We start from the raw sequence: 20,116 nt of genomic DNA on the forward strand, positions 1-20,116 counted from the left end.
AGTGCCTTAACATCCCTACTTTGCAGACTACCAATCCCAATCAATGATAGTGATTGCAGCGTAGTAATTTTTTATTAGCAGCAATAGGTACCATCATATCTTTCAAACTATATAAAAACAAACGGCGCAGTATCAAACCAATTCATTTCACGCCCAAGGCTATTTACGTAGAAACACCAAAATAAATATCTGCTATCTAGAATCAGTTACCTATATTCAAAAAATTCACAACAGGTATCGCAACACCATAGCCATTGAGTTCAGCACAAACTTTACCACCAACCCCATCATAAACCCAAAAGCTCATCCCTCTATCAATTTTGAAAAAAATTATTTGATACAAAATGTTACAACCATCATAGCCAGTTTATCAACATTCTGAAATCTCTGGCACAAAACCGAAAAGAGAAACTGATAAAAGCCATAATAGTATTCAACTCACAAAACAGCAAAAACAGCATCTATAAAATAAACACATAAATCATATTATCCAGCCAGACAGCCTATTCTTCACAATACTAATCTTCCACATACAGAGCACTTGCAGAAATAAAAGCAGAAAAGTGTTAAAATAACTCGCTTCATACTCAAACACCTGTCAAGAGCCTAGCATGAATCAGGATAAAATTTTAATTCTCGATTTTGGTTCACAAGTAACCCAGCTTATCGCCCGGCGCGTACGTGAAGCTCATGTTTACTGTGAATTACATTCATTCGATATGCCCATTGCCGACATCAAGGCATTCGCCCCCAAAGGCATTATCCTGTCTGGTGGCCCCAATTCAGTATACGAATCAGACTATCAGGCCAATCCGGAAATCCTTAATCTGGGTATCCCCATTCTTGGCATCTGCTATGGCATGCAATGGCTGGCACACACCATGGGTGGTGAAGTCAGCGGTGGCGACCAGCGCGAATTCGGTTATGCTCAGGTGCATACAGAAGACAGCCAGTTTACCAATGGTATTTTCGACAACCAGCCCAACACACTGGATGTATGGATGAGCCACGGCGACAAAGTAAGCAAACTGCCAGCAGGCTTCAAAAGCATTGGCCACACCCCTAGCTGTCCTTACGCCATCATCGAAAACCCACAAAAACACTTCTATGGCGTACAGTTTCACCCCGAAGTTACCCATACCAAACAGGGACGCGAATTAATCAACCGCTTTGTACTGGACATCTGTCAGGCTAAACCAAGCTGGACAATGCCTAACTACATCGAAGAAGCCATTACCAAAATTCGCGAACAGGTTGGCACCGATGAAGTTATCCTCGGCCTTTCCGGTGGCGTGGATTCTTCCGTAGCCGCTGCCCTGATTCACCGCGCCATCGGTGACCAGCTCACCTGCGTTTTCGTTGATCATGGCCTGTTGCGCTATCAGGAAGCGCAAATGGTTATGGACATGTTCGGCAAAAACCTTGGCGTAAACGTAATTCACGTCGATGCTTCTGTCGATTTCCTCGAAAAACTCGCCGGCGAAACCGATCCCGAACGCAAACGCAAAATCATCGGTGCCGAATTTGTCGAAGTCTTCCAGCGCGAAGCCGGCAAACGGCAAAACGCCAAATGGCTGGCACAAGGCACCATCTACCCTGACGTAATTGAAAGCGCCGGTGCCAAAACCAAAAAAGCACATGCCATCAAAAGCCATCACAACGTAGGCGGCCTGCCGGAAACTCTAAACCTGCAACTACTGGAACCACTGCGCGACCTCTTCAAAGACGAAGTACGCGAACTAGGCGTCGCACTGGGACTACCACGAGACATGGTATATCGCCATCCCTTCCCCGGTCCCGGTCTGGGCGTGCGTATTCTGGGCGAAGTTAAACGCGAATATGCCGACTTACTGCGCCGTGCCGACCACATCTTTATCGAAGAACTGCGTAACACCTGTGATGAAGATGGTCTATCCTGGTACGACAAAACCAGTCAGGCATTTGCCGTTTTCCTGCCGGTAAAATCCGTAGGCGTTATGGGCGACGGCCGCACCTATGAATATGTAGTGGCATTACGCGCCGTGATTACCAGCGATTTCATGACTGCCCACTGGGCACACCTGCCTTACGACTTACTCGGCCGCGTTTCCAACCGCATCATCAACGAAGTTCGCGGCATCAACCGAGTGGTTTACGATGTCAGCGGCAAACCACCCGCTACCATTGAGTGGGAATAACGCGCCACACACAACATTAACGTAACCCCCAAAAGCCTTGTTCATACAAGGCTTTTTCTTTTTCAGCATCCTATCGTCCCAAAACCCTGCTTATTCCAGCCACCAGCAATAAAAAACACATATTCAGAAAAATAACAGCAATATTTCCATTCTTAACCTTACTTCCAACCACAAACTGATTGAAATATCTTTCACACCTTCACTTACTTATCTTAGCCAGCTAACGCCAGCATTTACTCCTCTCTCCCAAGCAAATTTCAGTACAAATCATCCCTAAAAAATTATCTAACCATGCTTTTCAGGCATCAATAGCCATAAAATATAAGTATTTTACATAGTAATTCTAGCTACTTATACTGTTTAAAACAGCGTAAAAGTAGCAATCGTAGAATAAAACAGACAATAAAACAGCGTGAATGCCTACACAATTGCCAAAAAACCAATACCACATCAATTGCACAAAGCAAATAACGGAGATTGAGCAATAATGCAGCAGCAAACCCATCAGCCACCAGCAACAGCACACTGGTTTGCCGTTTTCTCATTATTTATGGGCGTTACCAGCCTCATCAGCGCCGAATTTGTCCCAATTAGCCTGCTTACACCAATAGCTAAATCCCTGAACATCACCGAAGGCATGGCTGGGCAAACAGTTAGCGCAGTAGGTATTTTTGCCGTAATAGCCAGCCTCTTCCTTTCATCCGTAGCCAAAACCACCAACAGACGCACAGTTTTATTAATCATGTCGGCCATGCTCATAGGAGCAAATACATTAATTGCCTTTGCCCCGAACTATATACTGCTGCTTATCGGACGCTGCATATTGGGATTATGTGTCGGCAGTTTCTGGTCATTAGCATCCGCCGTCACCATACAACTGGTACCGGAAAAGGATATTTCGCGCGCACTCAGCATTGTCTACGCCGGCGTATCCGTGGCTACCATCATTTCCCTGCCATTGGCCAGTTATCTGGGCAACATCATCGGCTGGAGAAGCATCTTCCTGCTCACCGCACTTCTAGGCGTTGCCGCATTTATCTGCCAACTCCTCACATTACCCGCCCTGCCGGCACAAGCAGATAGCAACTTCAAACAAATGCTCTTACTCTTAAAACAGCCATGGGTTGCCACCGGAATGCTGGCCACCATCTTCAGCTATGGCGGCTACCATATTTTCTTCACCTACCTAAGACCCTTTCTGCAACATACCCTAGCCCTGCCAGCTAATACCTTATCCATATTGTTACTGATTTTCGGAAGCGGCAATTTTGCCGGCACCATTTTCGCCGGATGGATAATGCATAAACACTTTAAACTGGCCATGATAATCAGCCACATCATTTTATTCATTCTGGCCGTTACATTACTGTTCAGCCACAACAATCTGGCTACCGATTCAGCACTTATTGTTGCATGGGGGTTCATGTTTGGTTTTCTACCTGTCGGCTGGTCAACATGGATAGCCATTACATTGGCCAACAAAGCCGAAATAATGGGTGGCCTGTCTGTGGCCGCCATACAATTTGCAATCGGTTTAGCTGCGGCCATAGGCGGCATCATCTATGACCATCAGGGCATACAAGGAATTTTCTTAAGTTCAGCACTAATTTTTATCGCAGCACTACTACTCATCAAAACCAGCTTTGCACAACATACCCGCACAACAGCCAAACCCTTTTCATAAATTATTTTTCACCCTATTCAACAAAGAAAGTTGCAAATCATGCAAAACATCTGCCTTTATCTCAAAAAGAAAATTTTCATAACCATATGTCTCAGTTTTTTCGGACTGTTTTCCCCACTGTCAATCGGAGCCAATATGTCAAACCACGCAGATAACTTTTATCAAAGCAAACAAGTAACCATGCACAAAGTCAGCTTTCTCAATCAGTATAAAATGAAAGTGGCTGGCAACCTGTTTACACCGAAAACATTAGCAGCAAACACCAAATACCCGGCCATCATTGTCGGCCATCCCATGGGCGCAGTAAAAGAACAAAGCGCCAATTTATACGCCACCAAAATGGCCGAACAGGGCTTTGTCACACTGGCAATCGACTTATCATACTGGGGAGAAAGCGAAGGACAACCACGCAATGCCGTATTGCCCGACATGTACAGCGAGGATTTCAGTGCCGCTGTCGATTTTTTAAGTACCCAGCCTTTTGTTGACCGCAACAACATAGGCGTAATCGGCATTTGTGGCAGCGGCAGTTTTGCAATCAGCGCCGCCAAAATCGACCCACGTTTCAAAGCCATTGCCACAGTCAGCATGTACGACATGGGGGCCGCAAGTCGCAATGGCCTCAATCATTCACTCACCCTGCAACAAAGAAAACAAATCATACAGCAGGCAGCACAACAGCGTGACATAGAATTTACCGGCGGACAAACCTTATATACCGGCGGTACCATTAATAAAGGGCAAATTACCGCCAAAGACAGCCCGATTGCCCATGAATTTTATGATTTTTACCGCACCGCACGTGGCGAATTTACCCCGGCAGGCTCTCAACCGGAATTAACCACCCATCCCACCCTGACCAGCAGCCCCAAATTCATGAACTTCTACCCCTTCAACGACATAGAAACCATCTCTCCGCGGCCATTATTATTTATCACCGGTGATAAAGCCCATTCCAAAGAATTCAGCGAAGATGCTTACCGCCGTGCAGCCGAGCCTAAAGAGCTTTACTATGTCAAAAATGCCGGCCATGTTGATCTATACGACCGCGTTGACCTGATACCATTTAACAAACTTACCTCATTCTTCAAGGCAAATCTGCACTAAAACCACCTCATAAATATTTATAACCTGCACATTAAGCATCGCTTATAAGTGCAGGTATAGCCTTACAAAATACCTGCTTTCAAGCGTTGTAAAAACAGAGTAGAAACCCGCGAAAATAACTGATACCTTTTCCAGACAACATTCACATCAACTTCCAGTAGCGGTTCCAACGGCCTGAAACAGAGCCTACTTTCCCCACTAGTATTAACCAGCTTGTCCAGACACAGCGCATAGCCCACATTCTGCTCCACCAGCAACGCCGCATTAAAAATCAGATTATACGTAGCAACCACATCAAGCTTGTTATAATCCCTTTTGATCCATCTGGCGATACCGTCACTCACATACTTCTGTCTCGACATAATCAGTGGCAAATCCCATAAATCTTCCGGTCGGATAAAATCACGCTCAGCCAGCTCATCATCCTTTCTCATCAATACCCCCCATTTATCTTTCTGCGGCAAACACAAAGATTCATAATTCTCCAGATGAACAGGATCAATCAATACCCCGAAATCCAGTAAACCCTTATCAATCCGTTCCGTCACATCATTCGCATTACCACTATAAATATGAATACGAACATGCGGATAATCCAACTGCATCGCCTTAATCACCTTTACTACCGGCCTTAAAGCGTCTGTTTCACCACAGCCAATATAAATATCACCACTAAGCGTTTTATCAGACTGATGAAATTCAGCTTCAGTTTTGTGTACCAGATCAAGAATTTCCTCAGCACGCTGGCGCAAATGCATACCTTCTTCTGTCAGCATAATCTTCCGGCTGCCCCGGATAAACAGCTTACTTCCCAGCTCCTCTTCCAGCTCCATAAGCTGGCGCGACAGCGTTGGCTGAGTAATATGCAAATAATCGGCCGCAGCAGTCACAGTTTCCTGTCTGGCCAGCGCCAGAAAATAACGTAAAACCTTAATATCCACCCGTTTACCCCTCCCAACCAGACAGCCAAAATACGCCGTCTGGACAAAATATCTAATTCAGCATAACTACCCGGTATTAACCTAATATTTAACCAGCAATCAATCTTATCTATCAAAAATCAGCCTACCACATAATCACATTGCAACCACATCAGCTTAAAATCAAACCTGACTATCCTGAAAAAATGATTCAGCAAAGCCATTTCCCATTCTCAATCACCACTTTACAAAGAAAACCAGCCACAACCCTTATTCTTCGCAAACAAACAAAACCAGCATAAATAACCAGCCAAATAGATTAATTACAGCTAATTTCATCGCCGATACAAGCCCGATTTTTAGCCAGAGCAATAAAATGCGCCCAACACCAGCTTTAACAGCACAACTAAGCGTAGACAGACTACTGGCGACTAAGCAGAATCATTTACAACAGTTTTTTCTAGCCATTGTATTGCCAGCAGGTACCGATGCGTTGCAGGCTAACTAATAAAATTCAGCCTCTATCAACTTAGCACCTTCCCTGCCCGCCAATTTGCCTTGCAGATGGCTTGCAACTGCATACAGACCAAACCCAAGTACGCCTAAGCACCAAATATTGATAATATCCCGTACAAAACATACAGCATACTTCTTAACTAAATCAGCAGCGCCATAGACGGATGCTTATTTTTTTACTACTGGGATTATTGGGTTTCATTGCTGCATTTATTCTGGCCTTTATCCCGCCCGCCATACGGCACTGCCTGATTGGGACAAAAGCAGTTTGCAACAATTATTCACCTTAAACACTTAAAATTCGTACATATGATTGCTTCTGCGGCCATCATCACCCATTTTGCAACCTTACTCATATAGAAGTTTTTTGGCCAAACAAATAGCCATCACTACCAACCAGATTGCCATTTATCGGTTGGCATTTACAGTCGTTGGTGTGATTGGCAATCTGTTAATCAATGCACACAAATTTCAAAATAAATCCCACTCTAAATCAATATAACCTTTGACAAAAATAACTTCTTATTTTAAAGTTAAATCACGTAAACATAAATCAATCTCTAACTAAGCGTAAATTTGAAAATGGATATTATTTCAATAATCAAATCTTTAATATTTATATTTTCTTTGAGTTGTATCCGTGAATTTTTCTCACAACAATTTCTTCCGTCTGAAGACGATATGAAAAAAATTTCAGAGTACTTAAAAACAACCAGAAAAGAGCTTAATGATAAAAATGCCAGCCCCATGGAAAGAAAGCTGGCATTAATGTCAATACCCTATTTAAAGTATCTGGATTTAAGCCAAATAGATTTTTGGGAAGAAAATCATAGTGATGATATAGAGCTTTTATTCAATCTTTATGTGGCACAAGGAGTTCACCATAAAGGCCTCAGACGAGTTATATGGAATAAAAACGATTTAAATTATTGTTATCATAATCCCTTTTCACTGAAAAACAAAAGCAAGAAAAAAAAATTACGGCTAAAAAGACTTATGAGCAGCACAGCATGGTCAATTATTTTTATATTCATTCTGGCCATATTGCTAACACTAATGCTATCTATTTTGAGTTCAAGTATCGGTCCATCAATATTTTCTTATGCTTTTGGTACTATGATTGGAATCGATCTGATTTTTATCAGCTTAATCCTGTATCGTAATCGAATTGTTATGGATGCCACTGAAAAAATCATTAATCAATATCCAGATTTAATAAAAGGATTAGATCTGGAGGAGCAGAAATAAATTGACGATAAACCATCAATTAAAATATTTAAGCCCATCACCAAAAAGCCGCTCTTATTGAGCGGCTTATTTATCATTTCAGATATTAATCCTGAAGTTTTTTCTTAATCGAATCAACAGCGCCATCTATCGCATTAGACATATCGTGAACGGCGTCTTTTACACCACCAACAGCCTTGTCTACCATACCCTCAGACTGAGTTTTAGTATCACCAACTACCTTACCAACGTTTTCTTTTACTTCGCCTTTAGCTTTATCAACGAATCCATTGTCACTCATAACCATCTCCATTCTGTTTGTTTACTGTTTACAACAGCATTAAATTAAACTACTGCTAAATTCTTATCCTTCAAAAACTTATCATAGAGAGACAATCAATCGCCTGCAATGGTTAAAGCCCACTTTTGCAGCTAATTACAAATATCATTGCAAAATAAGCAAATCATACAATTAATTAACCTAAACAAACACTTATCCATAATTACATATTAATAATCGCCGCGCTACAGTGCTTTTTCTCAGGCAAGATAAAACCTGCTACCTCAACAATAGTCATATACAGTTTTATTTAAGACGGTTTTTAAATATAATTATTCGTTAAATTTAAACAAGATAAGTCAATAACCCAAAGTACAGTAACAAAAACCTAAAACCCGCTAAAACAGGATTAGTAATGGAAAATAATGATATTGATGCGTTAATTGAGCAATACCGTCAAATTACACGTGACGATGGGAATGAAAAATATGCACGGGCTAAATTTAATTTAGGACAATTGTATAGAAATATAAAACACGATTATGATCAGAGTGAAGCCTGCTGGTCAGATATCACCAAAGCAGACTCCCCTGAATTTTATTCAGCAGCTCAATTTAATTTAGGAGGTCTTTATCTAAATAAAAAAACCAACTATGATAAGGCTGAGAAATGCTACTTAAAGATCACTAAAGAAAATTCTCCAGAACTTTATCCTCTAGCTCAATTCAATTTAGGAGTTATCTATAACAATATAAAACATAATTATACTAAGGCTATAGGCTGCTATTCAAATATCACTAAAAAAAACTCTCCTGTATTTTATCCTCGAGCACAATTTAATTTAGGATGTCTTTATCTAAATAAAACAAAAAATTATAAAGATGCTGCAACCTGTTTTTCAGAAATTTTAAAAAGTGATGCTCAGCAATTATACTCTATAGCTCAGCTTAATCTGGCTAACATTTATTTTTTTCAAAAAAACGACAGCGATAAAGCCCGAGATTATTATAATAAAATCAAATATTTCATTTCTGAGTCTTATATTTATGTTTCCGCCAGAGTTATATTAGAACTAATGGATATTAATCCTAGCTCTAATTCAATTAAAGAGAATTTAAAAGATTTAATTCTTGTGAATACTAAAAATATTTGTACGTCAGTTAATGACATAAAAGATAGATTATTAGTTTCTTTCAATCTAAACAACTCACCTGATGCTGACACAGAGGTAAAGGAGCCGGAACGGCGCGTTGCCCATTATACCAAGCCGGCAGTCTTATTTAATCTGCTTAAAGGAGACAATCCCAGTAAGTTTCGGCTGAATATCGTCGATTTTATGAATGACCCCAGTGAAAATCAGGTATTAACCAACTGGCTAAATATTACAAATAATTCGGATAATGAAATCAAAAGTTTTTTAGCCAGTTTTTCTTTTAATCATAATTCTTTAAACCAGTTCCGTTTATACGGTAATGAAGATAATATCTCTGGCTCCGGCGTAAGTATTGCTTTTAATCAGAATTTTTTTGGTCTGGATACTGAACGCAGTATCAGTAATGAAATAGCACCAGTAGACAGCATTAAGCCTATTATACCCGTCAATAATGAACAAATAGAACTTGAGACTATACAAACAGAAAATAAAAGTAACGATACACTTCATCCTCTGCCTTTATATCGTTGCCTGTATTTTGACCCAAAAACTGAATATATGGCTTTAGCCAAACGCAATAAACAATCGTTTTATCTGGAAATGTGTGGCGAAAAAAAAGGAACTGCTACCATCGATAAAGAATGGTTAAAATATACTAAAGAATTAAATGAAAAGACAAAGATCAAAGATATTCGCACCAGATTGAACGAAATAAGAAAATCAATGGGTAAACTTTTAAATAATAAACACCTAAAAGATATACCAAATCTAAAGCAATTGCTTAGTTTGACTGTTTTACCTATTTCTTGCCTGATAAAACATGCTGCTTTTGAAGATGAAGATGAATGTCGTATGATTTATATCACTCATATTGGTGACAAAAATATTGTAGAACCTCAAGGCTACCAGTCCACTACTAGTCTATACGTTGAATACACTAATGTAGAAAATCATATTGATAATATTTATTTAGGCCCGCAGTGTAAATTACAGCATAAATTATGGCTGCAAAATCATTTCAAGAAAAAACAGCAAGGGAAACAAATCAGGTTGATTAAGTCTCAAGTGCCACTGCGTTAAACTACTTAAATAATTAGAGATTGATGCAAAGATTCATTTTTAGCACGCAGTAAAGGCAAGCTGCTTAGTTAAGCCATGTATAATCTAGCTTTATGAGAAAATAAATACGGGGGAATGGCTGAGCTGAGTTTCTGGCTCAGCTTGATTTCACTGATGTTTTAAGAATGCTGGATTATGCAAGAAAATAAACGGTTAAGCGGTACAGATGATTCTGTGCAAGGTAGTGGTTGTCAGCCTGATAACAGCCCTCAGCCGAAAAGAACCTTGTCTGTGGCGCCCATGCTGGACTGGACAGACAAGCACTACCGCTACATGGCCAGACTGATTACCAGAAACGCATGGCTGTATACGGAAATGATTAATGCCAATGCAATCATTCATGGTAATAGCGATAAATTACTGGCTTATCACCCGCAGGAGCAGCCTGTTGCCTTGCAGCTAGGCGGCAGTGACCCCACAGCTTTGGCGCAGGCAGCAAAAATTGCCGCCGGTTATGCTTACAATGAAATCAATCTGAACTGTGGCTGCCCCAGCCCGCGGGTACAGCAAGGTGCTTTTGGAGCCTGTCTGATGCGCGAAGTTGCGCTGGTAGCGCAATGTCTGAATGCGATGCAGGAAGCTGTATCCATTCCGGTATCCATCAAGCACCGCATTGGACTGGATAAAGAAACAGCCTACCAGCCACTGGCTGATTTTGTGGGTACATTACGCGAGCAAACAGCCTGCCGTATTTTTATTGTGCATGCGCGCAATGCATGGCTGGAGGGTTTATCTCCCAAAGATAATCGTGATATTCCGCCGCTGCGTTATGATTACGTTTATCGTCTGAAACAGGAATTTCCTGATCTGGAAATTATTCTTAATGGTGGCGTTACCACCAATGAACAAATCAGCCAGCATCTGCAATATGTGGATGGGGTGATGGTTGGGCGCGAGGCTTATCATAATCCGATGCTAATGCGCAGTTGGGATGCTGAATTCTATGGCAGCAGGCAGCCTGCCGTTGAATATGAGGCGCTGGTTGAACAGTTAATCGACTATACGCAGCAGCAACTGGCCAAGCCAGATCATTCTTTACGCCATATGGCACGGCATTATCTGGGGCTGATGCACGGCCTGCAAGGTGCACGCCAGTGGCGGCGCATGTTATCCGATGCTGCATTGTTAAAAGATAACAATGCCAGCCTGATTGCCGCAGCATGGCAGGCAGTGAAAAACAGCAGCATCAGCCAGCCTGTATCAATTTAAGTTACAATTGCCCTATTTTGTATTGGATAATCCGCATGCAACAGTATCTTGATTTAATGCAACACGTGCTCGACCACGGTGTAGATAAGGCAGACCGTACCGGCACTGGTACCCGCTCGGTATTCGGCTATCAGATGCGCTTTAATCTGGCTGATGGCTTTCCTGTACTCACCACCAAAAAGCTGCACTTACGTTCCATTATTTACGAACTACTGTGGTTTTTACGTGGGGATACCAATATCCGCTACTTGCATGAGCACAATGTTTCCATCTGGGATGAGTGGGCCGATGCCGATGGCAATCTGGGCCCAGTATATGGGTATCAGTGGCGTAGCTGGCCTGCGCCGGATGGCCGCCATATCGACCAGATAAGCAATCTGCTGCAACAGATTAAAACCAATCCGGACAGCCGCCGCCTGATTGTTTCAGCGTGGAATCCGGCTTTAGTAGATGAAATGGCTTTGCCTCCCTGCCATGCGCTGTTTCAGTTTTATGTCGCCGAAGGCAAACTGTCGTGCCAGCTTTATCAGCGTAGTGCGGATATTTTTCTGGGCGTACCATTTAATATTGCCAGCTATGCTTTGCTGACGATGATGATTGCTCAGGTATGTGATTTAAAGGTAGGTGAGTTCATTCATACACTGGGCGATGCTCATCTGTACAGCAATCACTTCGAACAGGCAAAGCTGCAATTAAGCCGCAGCCCGAAAAAGCTGCCACAAATGCACCTTAATCCCGAGATTAAAGACCTGTTTTCATTCCAGTTTGAAGATTTCACACTTTCTGATTATCATCCAGATGCCCATATTAAAGCCCCAGTAGCAGTATGAATAAACACAACAAAATTACCTTAGTTGCCGCATTGGCTGATGATAACAACTGTATCGGTGAAAACAACCGTATACCTTGGCACGTACCTGAAGATTTTGAATTTTTTAAAAATTACACCATGGGTAAGCCCGTGGTGATGGGGCGCAAAACCTGGGAATCACTGCCGAAGAAACCGCTGCAGGGGCGGCCAAACTATGTTATTAGCCGGCAGCAAGAGCAGCAATTCAGCGGGGCTATTTTGTGTCACAATATCGAAGAGGCGATTCAGCAACTGGCGGATTGCCCGGAAATTATTATTATGGGTGGAGCGCAAATTTACGCTCAGGCGATGCCGTTGGCCACTGATTTGCGCTTAACCAGAATTCATGTGAGCGTTATGGGTGATGCCTTTTTCCCTGCAATTGACACCAATGAATGGCAGCAAATAGAAAGCAGCAGTCATATCAGCAGTAAAAATAGTATTGCTTATGATTTGCAGCATTTTGTACGGCGCTGAGCTTCTATCTAAAGATTTTTCTTGATAGCCAGTTTGATTCAGCCTGAATACAGCAATATCTGTAACAGCCATGCTGACTGGCTGGTTGCATTAATTAACTTTGCTTATGCGCCGGCTTTTTAACAACTATAATCAACATAGATAAACTTTGACAGTTACCCGCCAATCGCCCACAATAAGCCTACACCTTATTAACCAGATTAAACATCAAAGGATACAATCATGAGTACAGTTACCCTGAAAGGTACACCCGTAGAAGTAGGCGGCCAGTTTCTACAAGCAGGCAACACCGCTCCGGCATTCAGCCTTACCGATGCCAGCCTGAACGAAGTATCACTTGCAGATTTCGCCGGCAAACGCAAAGTGCTGAATATTTTCCCCAGTGTGGATACAGGTGTTTGTGCTGCGTCAGTACGCCATTTCAATGCGGCCGCAGCCAAGCTGTCCAATACTGTTGTATTGTGTATTTCTGCTGATTTACCTTTTGCTCAGGCACGTTTTTGTGGTGCTGAAGGGCTGGATCAGGTAAAAACTTTATCTACATTCCGCCATCCTGAATTTCAAGATCAATACGGCGTTAAGCTCAGCACTGGTCCTTTGGCTGGTTTATGTGCCCGCGCTGTCATTGTGCTGGATGAAAACAATCAGGTATTACATAGCCAGCTAGTGGCTGAAATCACCACTGAACCAGATTATGAGCAGGCATTAGCTGCGCTGTAAAACAGCCCTCTCATACAAGCGTTCAGATATCTGAACGCTTTTTTTCTTTCCGGCTATGTTGTTGTGCTGGCAGCTTTGTTAAAATCTCTTCAGAAAAATATCGAATAACAGGAAATCACATCAATGAATCCACAACCAGTTACCACAGCGGTACAGCGCCCCAAATTAACTCCTCCCAATGGCGCAAATAAGGTATTGCTACACTCATGCTGCGCCCCCTGCTCCGGTGAAGTCATGGAAGCCATGCTGGCCGCCGGTATTGATTACACCATTTATTTTTATAATCCTAATATTCATCCGAAAAAAGAGTATGAGATTCGCAAAGATGAAAACAAAGCCTTTGCCGAAAAATTCAATATTCCCTTTATCGATGCTGATTATGATATGGATAATTGGTTTGAACGCGCCAAGGGCATGGAGTTTGAACCTGAACGCGGTATCCGCTGCACTATGTGCTTTGATATGCGCTTCGAACGCACAGCTTTATATGCACACGAAAACGGCTTTCCGGTTATTACCAGCTCATTAGGTATTTCCCGCTGGAAAAATATGCAGCAGATTAACGACTGTGGCAAACGCGCAGCAGAAAAATATCCCGACCTTACATACTGGGACTATAACTGGCGTAAAGGTGGTGGCAGCCAGCGCATGATTGAAATCAGTAAACGTGAGCAGTTTTACCAGCAAGAGTATTGTGGCTGTGCCTACTCATTGCGTGATAGCAATGCATGGCGCCGTGAGCATGGCAGGGAAACAATTAAAATTGGTACCAAATACTACGGTGTTGAAGACGAAGCATAAGCGATCAGCCTGAATACAATAGTATACAACTGCTTGCGCCAACGGCTCATCAAAAACAGTTTAGCTTGCAAGCGGATTCTGGTATAAATCCGCTTTTTCTTTGGTAAAAAATAGCAGCACAGAAATGAAATTATCAGTAATCCATTGTTTGGGTGCTGATAATCGAATTTTCTATTATCGGGCAACGCTGTCAATATTTCAGCCTGATAACCACACTGACTAAACCACACTACAGCGCGCTATATACAATATGACTGAACAGTGGCTTTTTTTAGCTATGTTCTGCCATGCTTAAGCGCATAAGCAGCAAAAAAGGATCACTATGAATCAATGGCTTTTTCTAGCGGTAGCCATACTGGCGGAAATATTTGCAACCAGTATGCTTAAACTAAGTAATGGTTTTACACGGCTAATGCCCAGCATCTGTTCAATTGTGGGTTACATAATTTCATTCTATTGTCTGGCACAAACTTTGAAAACCATGCCGGTGGGTATTGCCTATGCAGTATGGTCTGGCGTAGGCATTGTATGTGTATCTCTGATAGCCTGGGTGAAGTTCGGGCAAAAGCTGGATATGCCTGCTATTCTGGGTATTGGCTTGATACTGGTTGGTGTAATAGTTATTAATCTTTTTTCCAAATCAATGACCCATTAGTCAAAAGCCGTGGTTTCCCACGGCTTTTGACTAAAACAAAATAACTACATTACTCTGCAGATGCAGGTTTTGGTTCATGCTGCAAACTTACTGCTCGTGCAGGCACAATTGTAGAAATTGCATGTTTATATACCATTTGTGTTACTGAAGTGTTACGCAATAACACAACATACTGGTCAAACGATTCCACCTGACCTTGTAGTTTGATACCGTTAACCAGATAAATGGATACTGGCACATACTCTTTCCGCAGTGCATTCAAGAAAGGATCTTGTAACATTTGTCCTTTGGCGCTCATTTGGATACTCCGTTTTTTTGATTATGTTGTCGCTAAGCTGCACCCGCGTACAGCGATTAGAAAAGCGTAGCCAATCCTATCACATTACAGGGCATTTGTTTTCTTTGAACTGACTTTATTTTTACGCTTTACCTGCTTTTTCGATTGTTTAACCTGTTCACGCTTGGCTATACGGTTACTCAGTTTTACCCGCCGCAGGGGTCTGGCAGGTTTATCGTCTTTTTCGTCATAAGGATTTTTATTTACATTGTATTGAATACGTAAAGGTGTCCCCTGTAAATGAAATGCTTTACGAAATGTTTGCGTCAGATAACGGGTATAAGCATCACTGATGTGTTGCAAGGCATTACCATGTATAACAATGACCGGCGGATTCATGCCACCCTGATGGGCATAGCGCATCTTGGGACGAATCAGCCCTGCACGGGGAGGTTGCTGCCGCTCCAGCGCAGTTTGTAGCACACGGGTTATTTTCGGGGTTGGTAACTTAATCATTGCCGCATCATAAGCAGCCTGAATGGAGCTGAACAATCCATCAATTCCTTTTTCTTTCAATGCAGAAATAAAATGGAATTTGGCAAAATCCAGAAAATATAATTTACGCGCAATGTCTCTTTTTACCTGCTGCTTGCGCTCAGCACTCAGTCCATCCCATTTATTTACCGCCACTACCAGAGCGCGCCCTGCCTCTAAAGCAAAGCCCGCAATGGTGGCATCCTGATCAGCTATATCTTGCTGGGCATCCAGTACCAGTACAGCAACATTAGCGGCTTCAATTGCCTGCATCGCCTTAATAACAGAAAACTTTTCTATTGCATTATCAACCTTGCCGCGCCGGCGTACGCCGGCAGTATCAATAATGGTAAATGGCTTGTCACCTCGTTCAAAGTCAATATGAATTGAATCTCGGGTAGTACCGGCCATATCAAAAGCAATTACCCTTTCCTCGCCCAGAATGGCATTCACAAGAGTTGATTTGCCCACATTCGGCCGGCCAATGACTGCAAAAACCGGATGATGGTTTTCAGTTTCCTCTTCTTCATCAGGAAATGTTTCCAAAACAGTTTCTATCAGTTCATAGACGCCGTCACCATGCGCCCCAGAGATCACAACAGGTTCACCAAGGCTCAGCTCATAAAATTCAGCTGCCAGAACCGGCCGGTTACTGCCTTCGCCTTTATTTACAGCCAGATACACCGGGCGTGTACTCTGGCGCAGACGATTAGCGATAATCTGATCTTGTGGTGTTAAACCAGTACGGCCATCCACCAGAAAAATAACAGCATCAGCCTCATCAATAGCCTGTAGTGTATGTCGAGCCATTTCATACAAAATGCCACTGTCTACGACTGGTTCAAAGCCCCCTGTGTCTACTACCAGATAAGGTTTACTGCCTACCCGGCCATGCCCATAATGACGGTCACGGGTTAAGCCGGGCAAATCAGCAACCAGTGCATCCTTGCTACGGGTCAAACGGTTAAATAATGTTGATTTGCCTACATTCGGGCGACCAACCAGAACAATCGTTGGTTTCATAATTGATTCTTTCAGATAATTTTGCCTTGCTGTAAAACAGCAACAGCCTGCCAGCGGCAAGCTTTCAGTACAACTATAAACCTGAAATTCCAGCCAGATTGATCTGGCCGAGATTTCAGGTTTCATTAAACAGATTAGCTCAAACTGCTGATTTTCATCTGAAGTACTTCACGTTGTACTGAGTCCTTTGATAACAGATTTAGTGCCTGCTGATAGGCGGCAACTGCCTCAGCATTTTTCTTCTGAGCCTGTAGAATATCACCCTTAGTTTCCAGTAAAACTGGCTTAAACTGGCCGGTTACTTTGATATCCAGTGCCTGCAAAGCATCATTATATTTACCCTGTTGTAAATAAACGGTAGCCAGTCGTTGGGCAACGATTGCCTGCAACAAATCATTATGCTGCTTATTTTTAACCCATTGTAAGTGACGAATAGCCTCATCATATTTACCGTCATCAAAAGCCGATCCTGCCATCATCAATGTGGCCTGAGTTGCATTCATGGTATCGGGATATTCTTCCTGTAATTGCCGCAACGCTTTTTTACTTTCAGCTATATTATTGGTCTTTGCCTGCGTCACAAACGTCTCAAATACTGCTGCCGCTTTTTCATTATTACTGCGTATATGGCTTTGGTAGAGGACATAGCCCAGATAGGCCAAAGCTAAAACAACCAAAACCGCAAAAATCCAACGCCCCCAGCGACGCCAAAAATATTTGAAATTCGCTACTTCCTGTTCATCCTGAATATGTACAACCATTATGCCTTCTTCCATTGTTGGATTAACTGTAAGGCTGCGCTGGCAGCGACAGTTTGTTGTTCATGAGTACGCAGATTTTTAATTGTCAGCGTATTGTTTAATTGTTCTTCCTGCGCCACGATAACAGCGATTGCTGCACCGCTGGCATCAGCTTTCTTGAGTTGTGCCTTCAAGCTTTGTTCACCACAATGCAGGTAAACATTCAGTCCTTCAGCACGCAGTAATGCAGCATGCTGCATGGCTACCAGATTGCTGCCTTCACCCTGATGTAGAATATATACATCGGGGGCATTATTAATAGCCAGCTGTCCGAATTCCTGTACCAGTAATAATAAACGTTCAATGCCCAGAGCAAAACCAATTGCTGAAGCAGGTTTACCGCCTAATTCTTCAATCAGCCCGTTATAGCGCCCACCACCACACACAGTAGCCTGCGCCCCGAGCTTGTCTGTTGTCCACTCAAATACTGTCAGATTATAGTAGTCCAGACCACGTACCAGACGCGGGTTTTCTACATAGCGAATGCCCAGACCATCCAGCATATTTTTCAGAGCATCATAATGTGCCAGAGATTCAGTTCCCAGATATTCTGTCAGACGTGGCGCAGCATTGGCCATTGCCTGCAAATCCGGATTTTTGGTATCAAGCACCCGCAGCGGATTGGTATGCATACGGCGCCGGCTGTCTTCGTCCAGTATAGCCTCATGCTGTTGCAGATAGGCAATCAGCGCCGTACGGTGAGCAGCCCGCTCCTGCTGATTACCCAGTGTATTTAGTTCCAGAGTCAGATGCTCTCGAATACCCAGTCGCTCCCACAGATTGGCACTCATGGCAATCAGCTCGGCATCCACATCTGGCCCATTAAAGCCGAGTGCTTCAACACCTACCTGATGAAACTGGCGATACCGCCCTTTTTGTGGCCGCTCCCGCCGGAACATCGGTCCCATATACCATAATTTCTGCGGATTATTATAAAGTAAATTATGCTCAACTACCGCACGCAGACAAGATGCCGTACCTTCCGGCCGCAGGCTGAGACTTAGCTTATCGTTAGAATCAGCAAAAGTATACATCTCTTTGCCAATCACATCTGTTTCTTCACCAATTGAGCGCACAAACAGGCCAGTTTGCTCCACAATTGGTGTCCGAATCTGATGGTAGCCAAAACTACGTGTCCATGCGACAACCACATCTTCAAATGCCTGCCAGAGCGCAGAAGTCAGCTTGAAATCTTTCTGCGCCACTGGTAATAAATCATTCATGCCTTTAACGGCTTGGATTTTCTGACCCATATTAATTAAATTAATTGTCCATAAGAAACTGTATAGCGACTAATAGCCATCACAGTAATGCTAATTATAAAGCTGTAATCGGAATAACTTTTGCCGTTTGCCGTTTTTTTCCCTGCTCACCATAATTGATATGGATATATTCTTCTACCAATGCCAGAAATTCTTCGGCCATATGCTCCCCTTTTAAAGTGGTTTTCCGTTCGCCATCCACATAAACGGGAGCCACTGGAGTTTCACCAGTTCCCGGCAAAGAAATACCAATATCAGCAAGTTTGCTTTCACCCGGACCGTTAACTACACAGCCCATAACGGCTACATTCAGATTTTCAACCCCCGGATATCGCAGTCTCCAGACAGGCATTTGCTTACGCAAATATTGCTGTATATCACGCGCTAGCTCCTGAAATACCGTACTAGTAGTACGTCCACAGCCCGGACAGGCCGTTACCAGAGGTGTAAAAGAGCGCAGTCCCATGGTTTGCAGGATTTCCTGCGCCACGACTACTTCCTGTGTGCGTGCACTGCCCGGTTCTGGTGTAAGCGATACCCGAATAGTATCACCAATGCCCTGTTGCAATAAAATCGCCAGAGCTGCAGTAGAAGCCACAATGCCTTTACTGCCCATACCTGCCTCAGTTAGACCAAGATGCAAGGGATACAAGCAACGTGCTGCCAGATTATGATAAACCTCAATTAAATCCTGCACATTGGATACTTTGCACGACAAGATTATTCGGTTAGCCGGCAAACCCAGATCTTCTGCCTTCTGTGCAGATTCCAGTGCAGAAACAATTAATGCTTCTTTCATGACAGCTTCAGCGGGCTGTGGATCTGATAAAGCCAGATTGCTGTCCATCATGCGTTTGGCCAGAGCCTGATCCAGAGAGCCCCAGTTTACGCCAATACGAACAGCTTTATCATATTCAGCAGCAGTGTGAATCATGTAGGCAAATTTTTCATCTCCCTTCACACCTTTACCCACATTACCGGGGTTAATCCGATATTTGGATAGTGCCCGCGCACAATCCGGATAGTCCTTGAGCAGACGATCACCATTAAAATGAAAATCCCCTACCAAAGGAACATTACAGCCGATATCATCAAGACGTTGTCGAATTTCCGGTACTTTGGCAGCAGCCTGAGGTGAATTTACTGTAATCCGTACCAGCTCTGAACCGGCATCAGCTAAAGCTTTAATCTGGCTGGCAGTCTGTTCAGCATCTGCCGTGTCGGTATTGGTCATAGACTGTACCAGTACTGGTTCATCAGAACCAATTACAACGTGGTCAATTTTTACCTGATGTGTTTTCCTGCGTGTTCCAGCCAGCGTCATT

19 protein-coding genes are annotated in these 20,116 nt (G+C 43.0%); 12 read left to right on the top strand and 7 right to left on the bottom strand.

Annotated features, from left to right (window positions below; genetic code table 11):
• Positions 1-611 precede the first annotated feature (611 nt).
• From guaA to J6578_RS00935, 3 genes are all read left to right on the top strand, one after another.
• The gene (gene guaA, locus J6578_RS00925; RefSeq protein ID WP_093090603.1) at positions 612-2,177 is read left to right on the top strand and encodes a glutamine-hydrolyzing GMP synthase; all 1,566 of its coding nucleotides are present in this window, start codon (positions 612-614) and stop codon (positions 2,175-2,177) included.
• Between the two features lie 487 nt (positions 2,178-2,664).
• Entirely contained in the window at positions 2,665-3,861 is a 1,197-nt protein-coding gene (locus tag J6578_RS00930; RefSeq protein ID WP_287953667.1) for an MFS transporter, read from the top strand.
• A 135-nt stretch (positions 3,862-3,996) separates the two neighbouring features.
• A complete protein-coding gene (locus tag J6578_RS00935; RefSeq protein WP_202806157.1) occupies positions 3,997-4,968 on the top strand; it encodes an alpha/beta hydrolase in 972 nt (323 codons plus the stop codon).
• 62 nt (positions 4,969-5,030) lie between these two features.
• On the opposite strand, the gene J6578_RS00940 is transcribed toward J6578_RS00935, so the two are convergent.
• Positions 5,031-5,909 carry a LysR family transcriptional regulator gene (locus J6578_RS00940; protein ID WP_287953668.1) on the bottom strand — a complete coding sequence of 293 codons (879 nt, stop codon included), beginning with the start codon at positions 5,907-5,909 and terminating at the stop codon, positions 5,031-5,033.
• Positions 5,910-6,264: 355 nt separating this feature from the next.
• On the opposite strand from J6578_RS00940, the gene J6578_RS00945 reads away from it, so the two are divergent.
• Both J6578_RS00945 and J6578_RS00950 read left to right on the top strand, forming a co-directional pair.
• Positions 6,265-6,396: a hypothetical protein gene (locus tag J6578_RS00945; RefSeq protein ID WP_255356333.1), complete on the top strand. Its 132-nt coding sequence runs from the start codon at positions 6,265-6,267 to the stop codon at positions 6,394-6,396.
• A 590-nt stretch (positions 6,397-6,986) separates the two neighbouring features.
• Positions 6,987-7,652: a hypothetical protein gene (locus tag J6578_RS00950; protein ID WP_287953670.1), complete on the top strand. Its 666-nt coding sequence runs from the start codon at positions 6,987-6,989 to the stop codon at positions 7,650-7,652.
• An 85-nt stretch (positions 7,653-7,737) separates the two neighbouring features.
• On the opposite strand, the gene J6578_RS00955 is transcribed toward J6578_RS00950, so the two are convergent.
• On the bottom strand, positions 7,738-7,932 hold the full coding sequence (locus J6578_RS00955; RefSeq protein WP_037405673.1) for a CsbD family protein: 195 nt from the start codon (positions 7,930-7,932) through the stop codon (positions 7,738-7,740).
• A 394-nt stretch (positions 7,933-8,326) separates the two neighbouring features.
• Here J6578_RS00955 and J6578_RS00960 point away from each other — a divergent pair, with 394 nt between their 5' ends.
• The 7 genes from J6578_RS00960 to J6578_RS00990 all read left to right on the top strand — a co-directional run bounded on the left by J6578_RS00960 (position 8,327) and on the right by J6578_RS00990 (position 14,895).
• A complete protein-coding gene (locus J6578_RS00960) occupies positions 8,327-10,144 on the top strand; it encodes a tetratricopeptide repeat protein (RefSeq protein WP_287953672.1) in 1,818 nt (605 codons plus the stop codon).
• A 174-nt stretch (positions 10,145-10,318) separates the two neighbouring features.
• Positions 10,319-11,392 (top strand): tRNA dihydrouridine(20/20a) synthase DusA, encoded by a 1,074-nt coding sequence (dusA, locus tag J6578_RS00965; RefSeq protein WP_287953674.1) that lies wholly within the window; start codon positions 10,319-10,321, stop codon positions 11,390-11,392.
• A 35-nt stretch (positions 11,393-11,427) separates the two neighbouring features.
• Positions 11,428-12,222, top strand: coding sequence for a thymidylate synthase (locus J6578_RS00970; protein ID WP_100112928.1), 795 nt, complete (start codon positions 11,428-11,430; stop codon positions 12,220-12,222).
• Positions 12,219-12,719 carry a dihydrofolate reductase gene (locus J6578_RS00975; protein WP_287953675.1) on the top strand — a complete coding sequence of 167 codons (501 nt, stop codon included), beginning with the start codon at positions 12,219-12,221 and terminating at the stop codon, positions 12,717-12,719. The genes J6578_RS00970 and J6578_RS00975 overlap by 4 nt, the downstream gene beginning before the upstream one ends.
• Positions 12,720-12,941: 222 nt before the next feature.
• Positions 12,942-13,439 (top strand): thiol peroxidase, encoded by a 498-nt coding sequence (tpx, locus tag J6578_RS00980; protein ID WP_287953677.1) that lies wholly within the window; start codon positions 12,942-12,944, stop codon positions 13,437-13,439.
• A gap of 123 nt (positions 13,440-13,562) precedes the next feature.
• On the top strand, positions 13,563-14,240 hold the full coding sequence (locus tag J6578_RS00985) for an epoxyqueuosine reductase QueH (protein WP_093090621.1): 678 nt from the start codon (positions 13,563-13,565) through the stop codon (positions 14,238-14,240).
• 322 nt (positions 14,241-14,562) lie between these two features.
• Entirely contained in the window at positions 14,563-14,895 is a 333-nt protein-coding gene (locus J6578_RS00990) for a DMT family transporter (RefSeq protein WP_093090623.1), read from the top strand.
• 49 nt (positions 14,896-14,944) lie between these two features.
• Here J6578_RS00990 and hfq read toward each other — a convergent pair whose 3' ends face one another.
• From hfq to ispG, 5 genes are all read right to left on the bottom strand, one after another.
• Complete coding sequence (gene hfq / locus J6578_RS00995; RefSeq protein ID WP_025330801.1) at positions 14,945-15,193, bottom strand: RNA chaperone Hfq; 249 nt, start codon at positions 15,191-15,193, stop codon at positions 14,945-14,947.
• 84 nt (positions 15,194-15,277) lie between these two features.
• Positions 15,278-16,729 carry a ribosome biogenesis GTPase Der gene (der, locus tag J6578_RS01000; protein ID WP_287953679.1) on the bottom strand — a complete coding sequence of 484 codons (1,452 nt, stop codon included), beginning with the start codon at positions 16,727-16,729 and terminating at the stop codon, positions 15,278-15,280.
• Positions 16,730-16,863: 134 nt separating this feature from the next.
• Complete coding sequence (locus tag J6578_RS01005) at positions 16,864-17,490, bottom strand: YfgM family protein (protein ID WP_093090628.1); 627 nt, start codon at positions 17,488-17,490, stop codon at positions 16,864-16,866.
• Positions 17,490-18,782 carry a histidine--tRNA ligase gene (gene hisS, locus J6578_RS01010; RefSeq protein ID WP_093090630.1) on the bottom strand — a complete coding sequence of 431 codons (1,293 nt, stop codon included), beginning with the start codon at positions 18,780-18,782 and terminating at the stop codon, positions 17,490-17,492. Before hisS ends, J6578_RS01005 begins: the two co-directional genes overlap by 1 nt.
• Positions 18,783-18,846: 64 nt before the next feature.
• Entirely contained in the window at positions 18,847-20,115 is a 1,269-nt protein-coding gene (gene ispG / locus J6578_RS01015) for a flavodoxin-dependent (E)-4-hydroxy-3-methylbut-2-enyl-diphosphate synthase (protein ID WP_287953681.1), read from the bottom strand.
• Position 20,116: the final 1 nt, after the last annotated feature.

Source organism: Snodgrassella sp. (assembly GCF_024103505.1).
GTDB classification, from domain to species: Bacteria; Pseudomonadota; Gammaproteobacteria; order Burkholderiales; family Neisseriaceae; genus Snodgrassella; species Snodgrassella communis.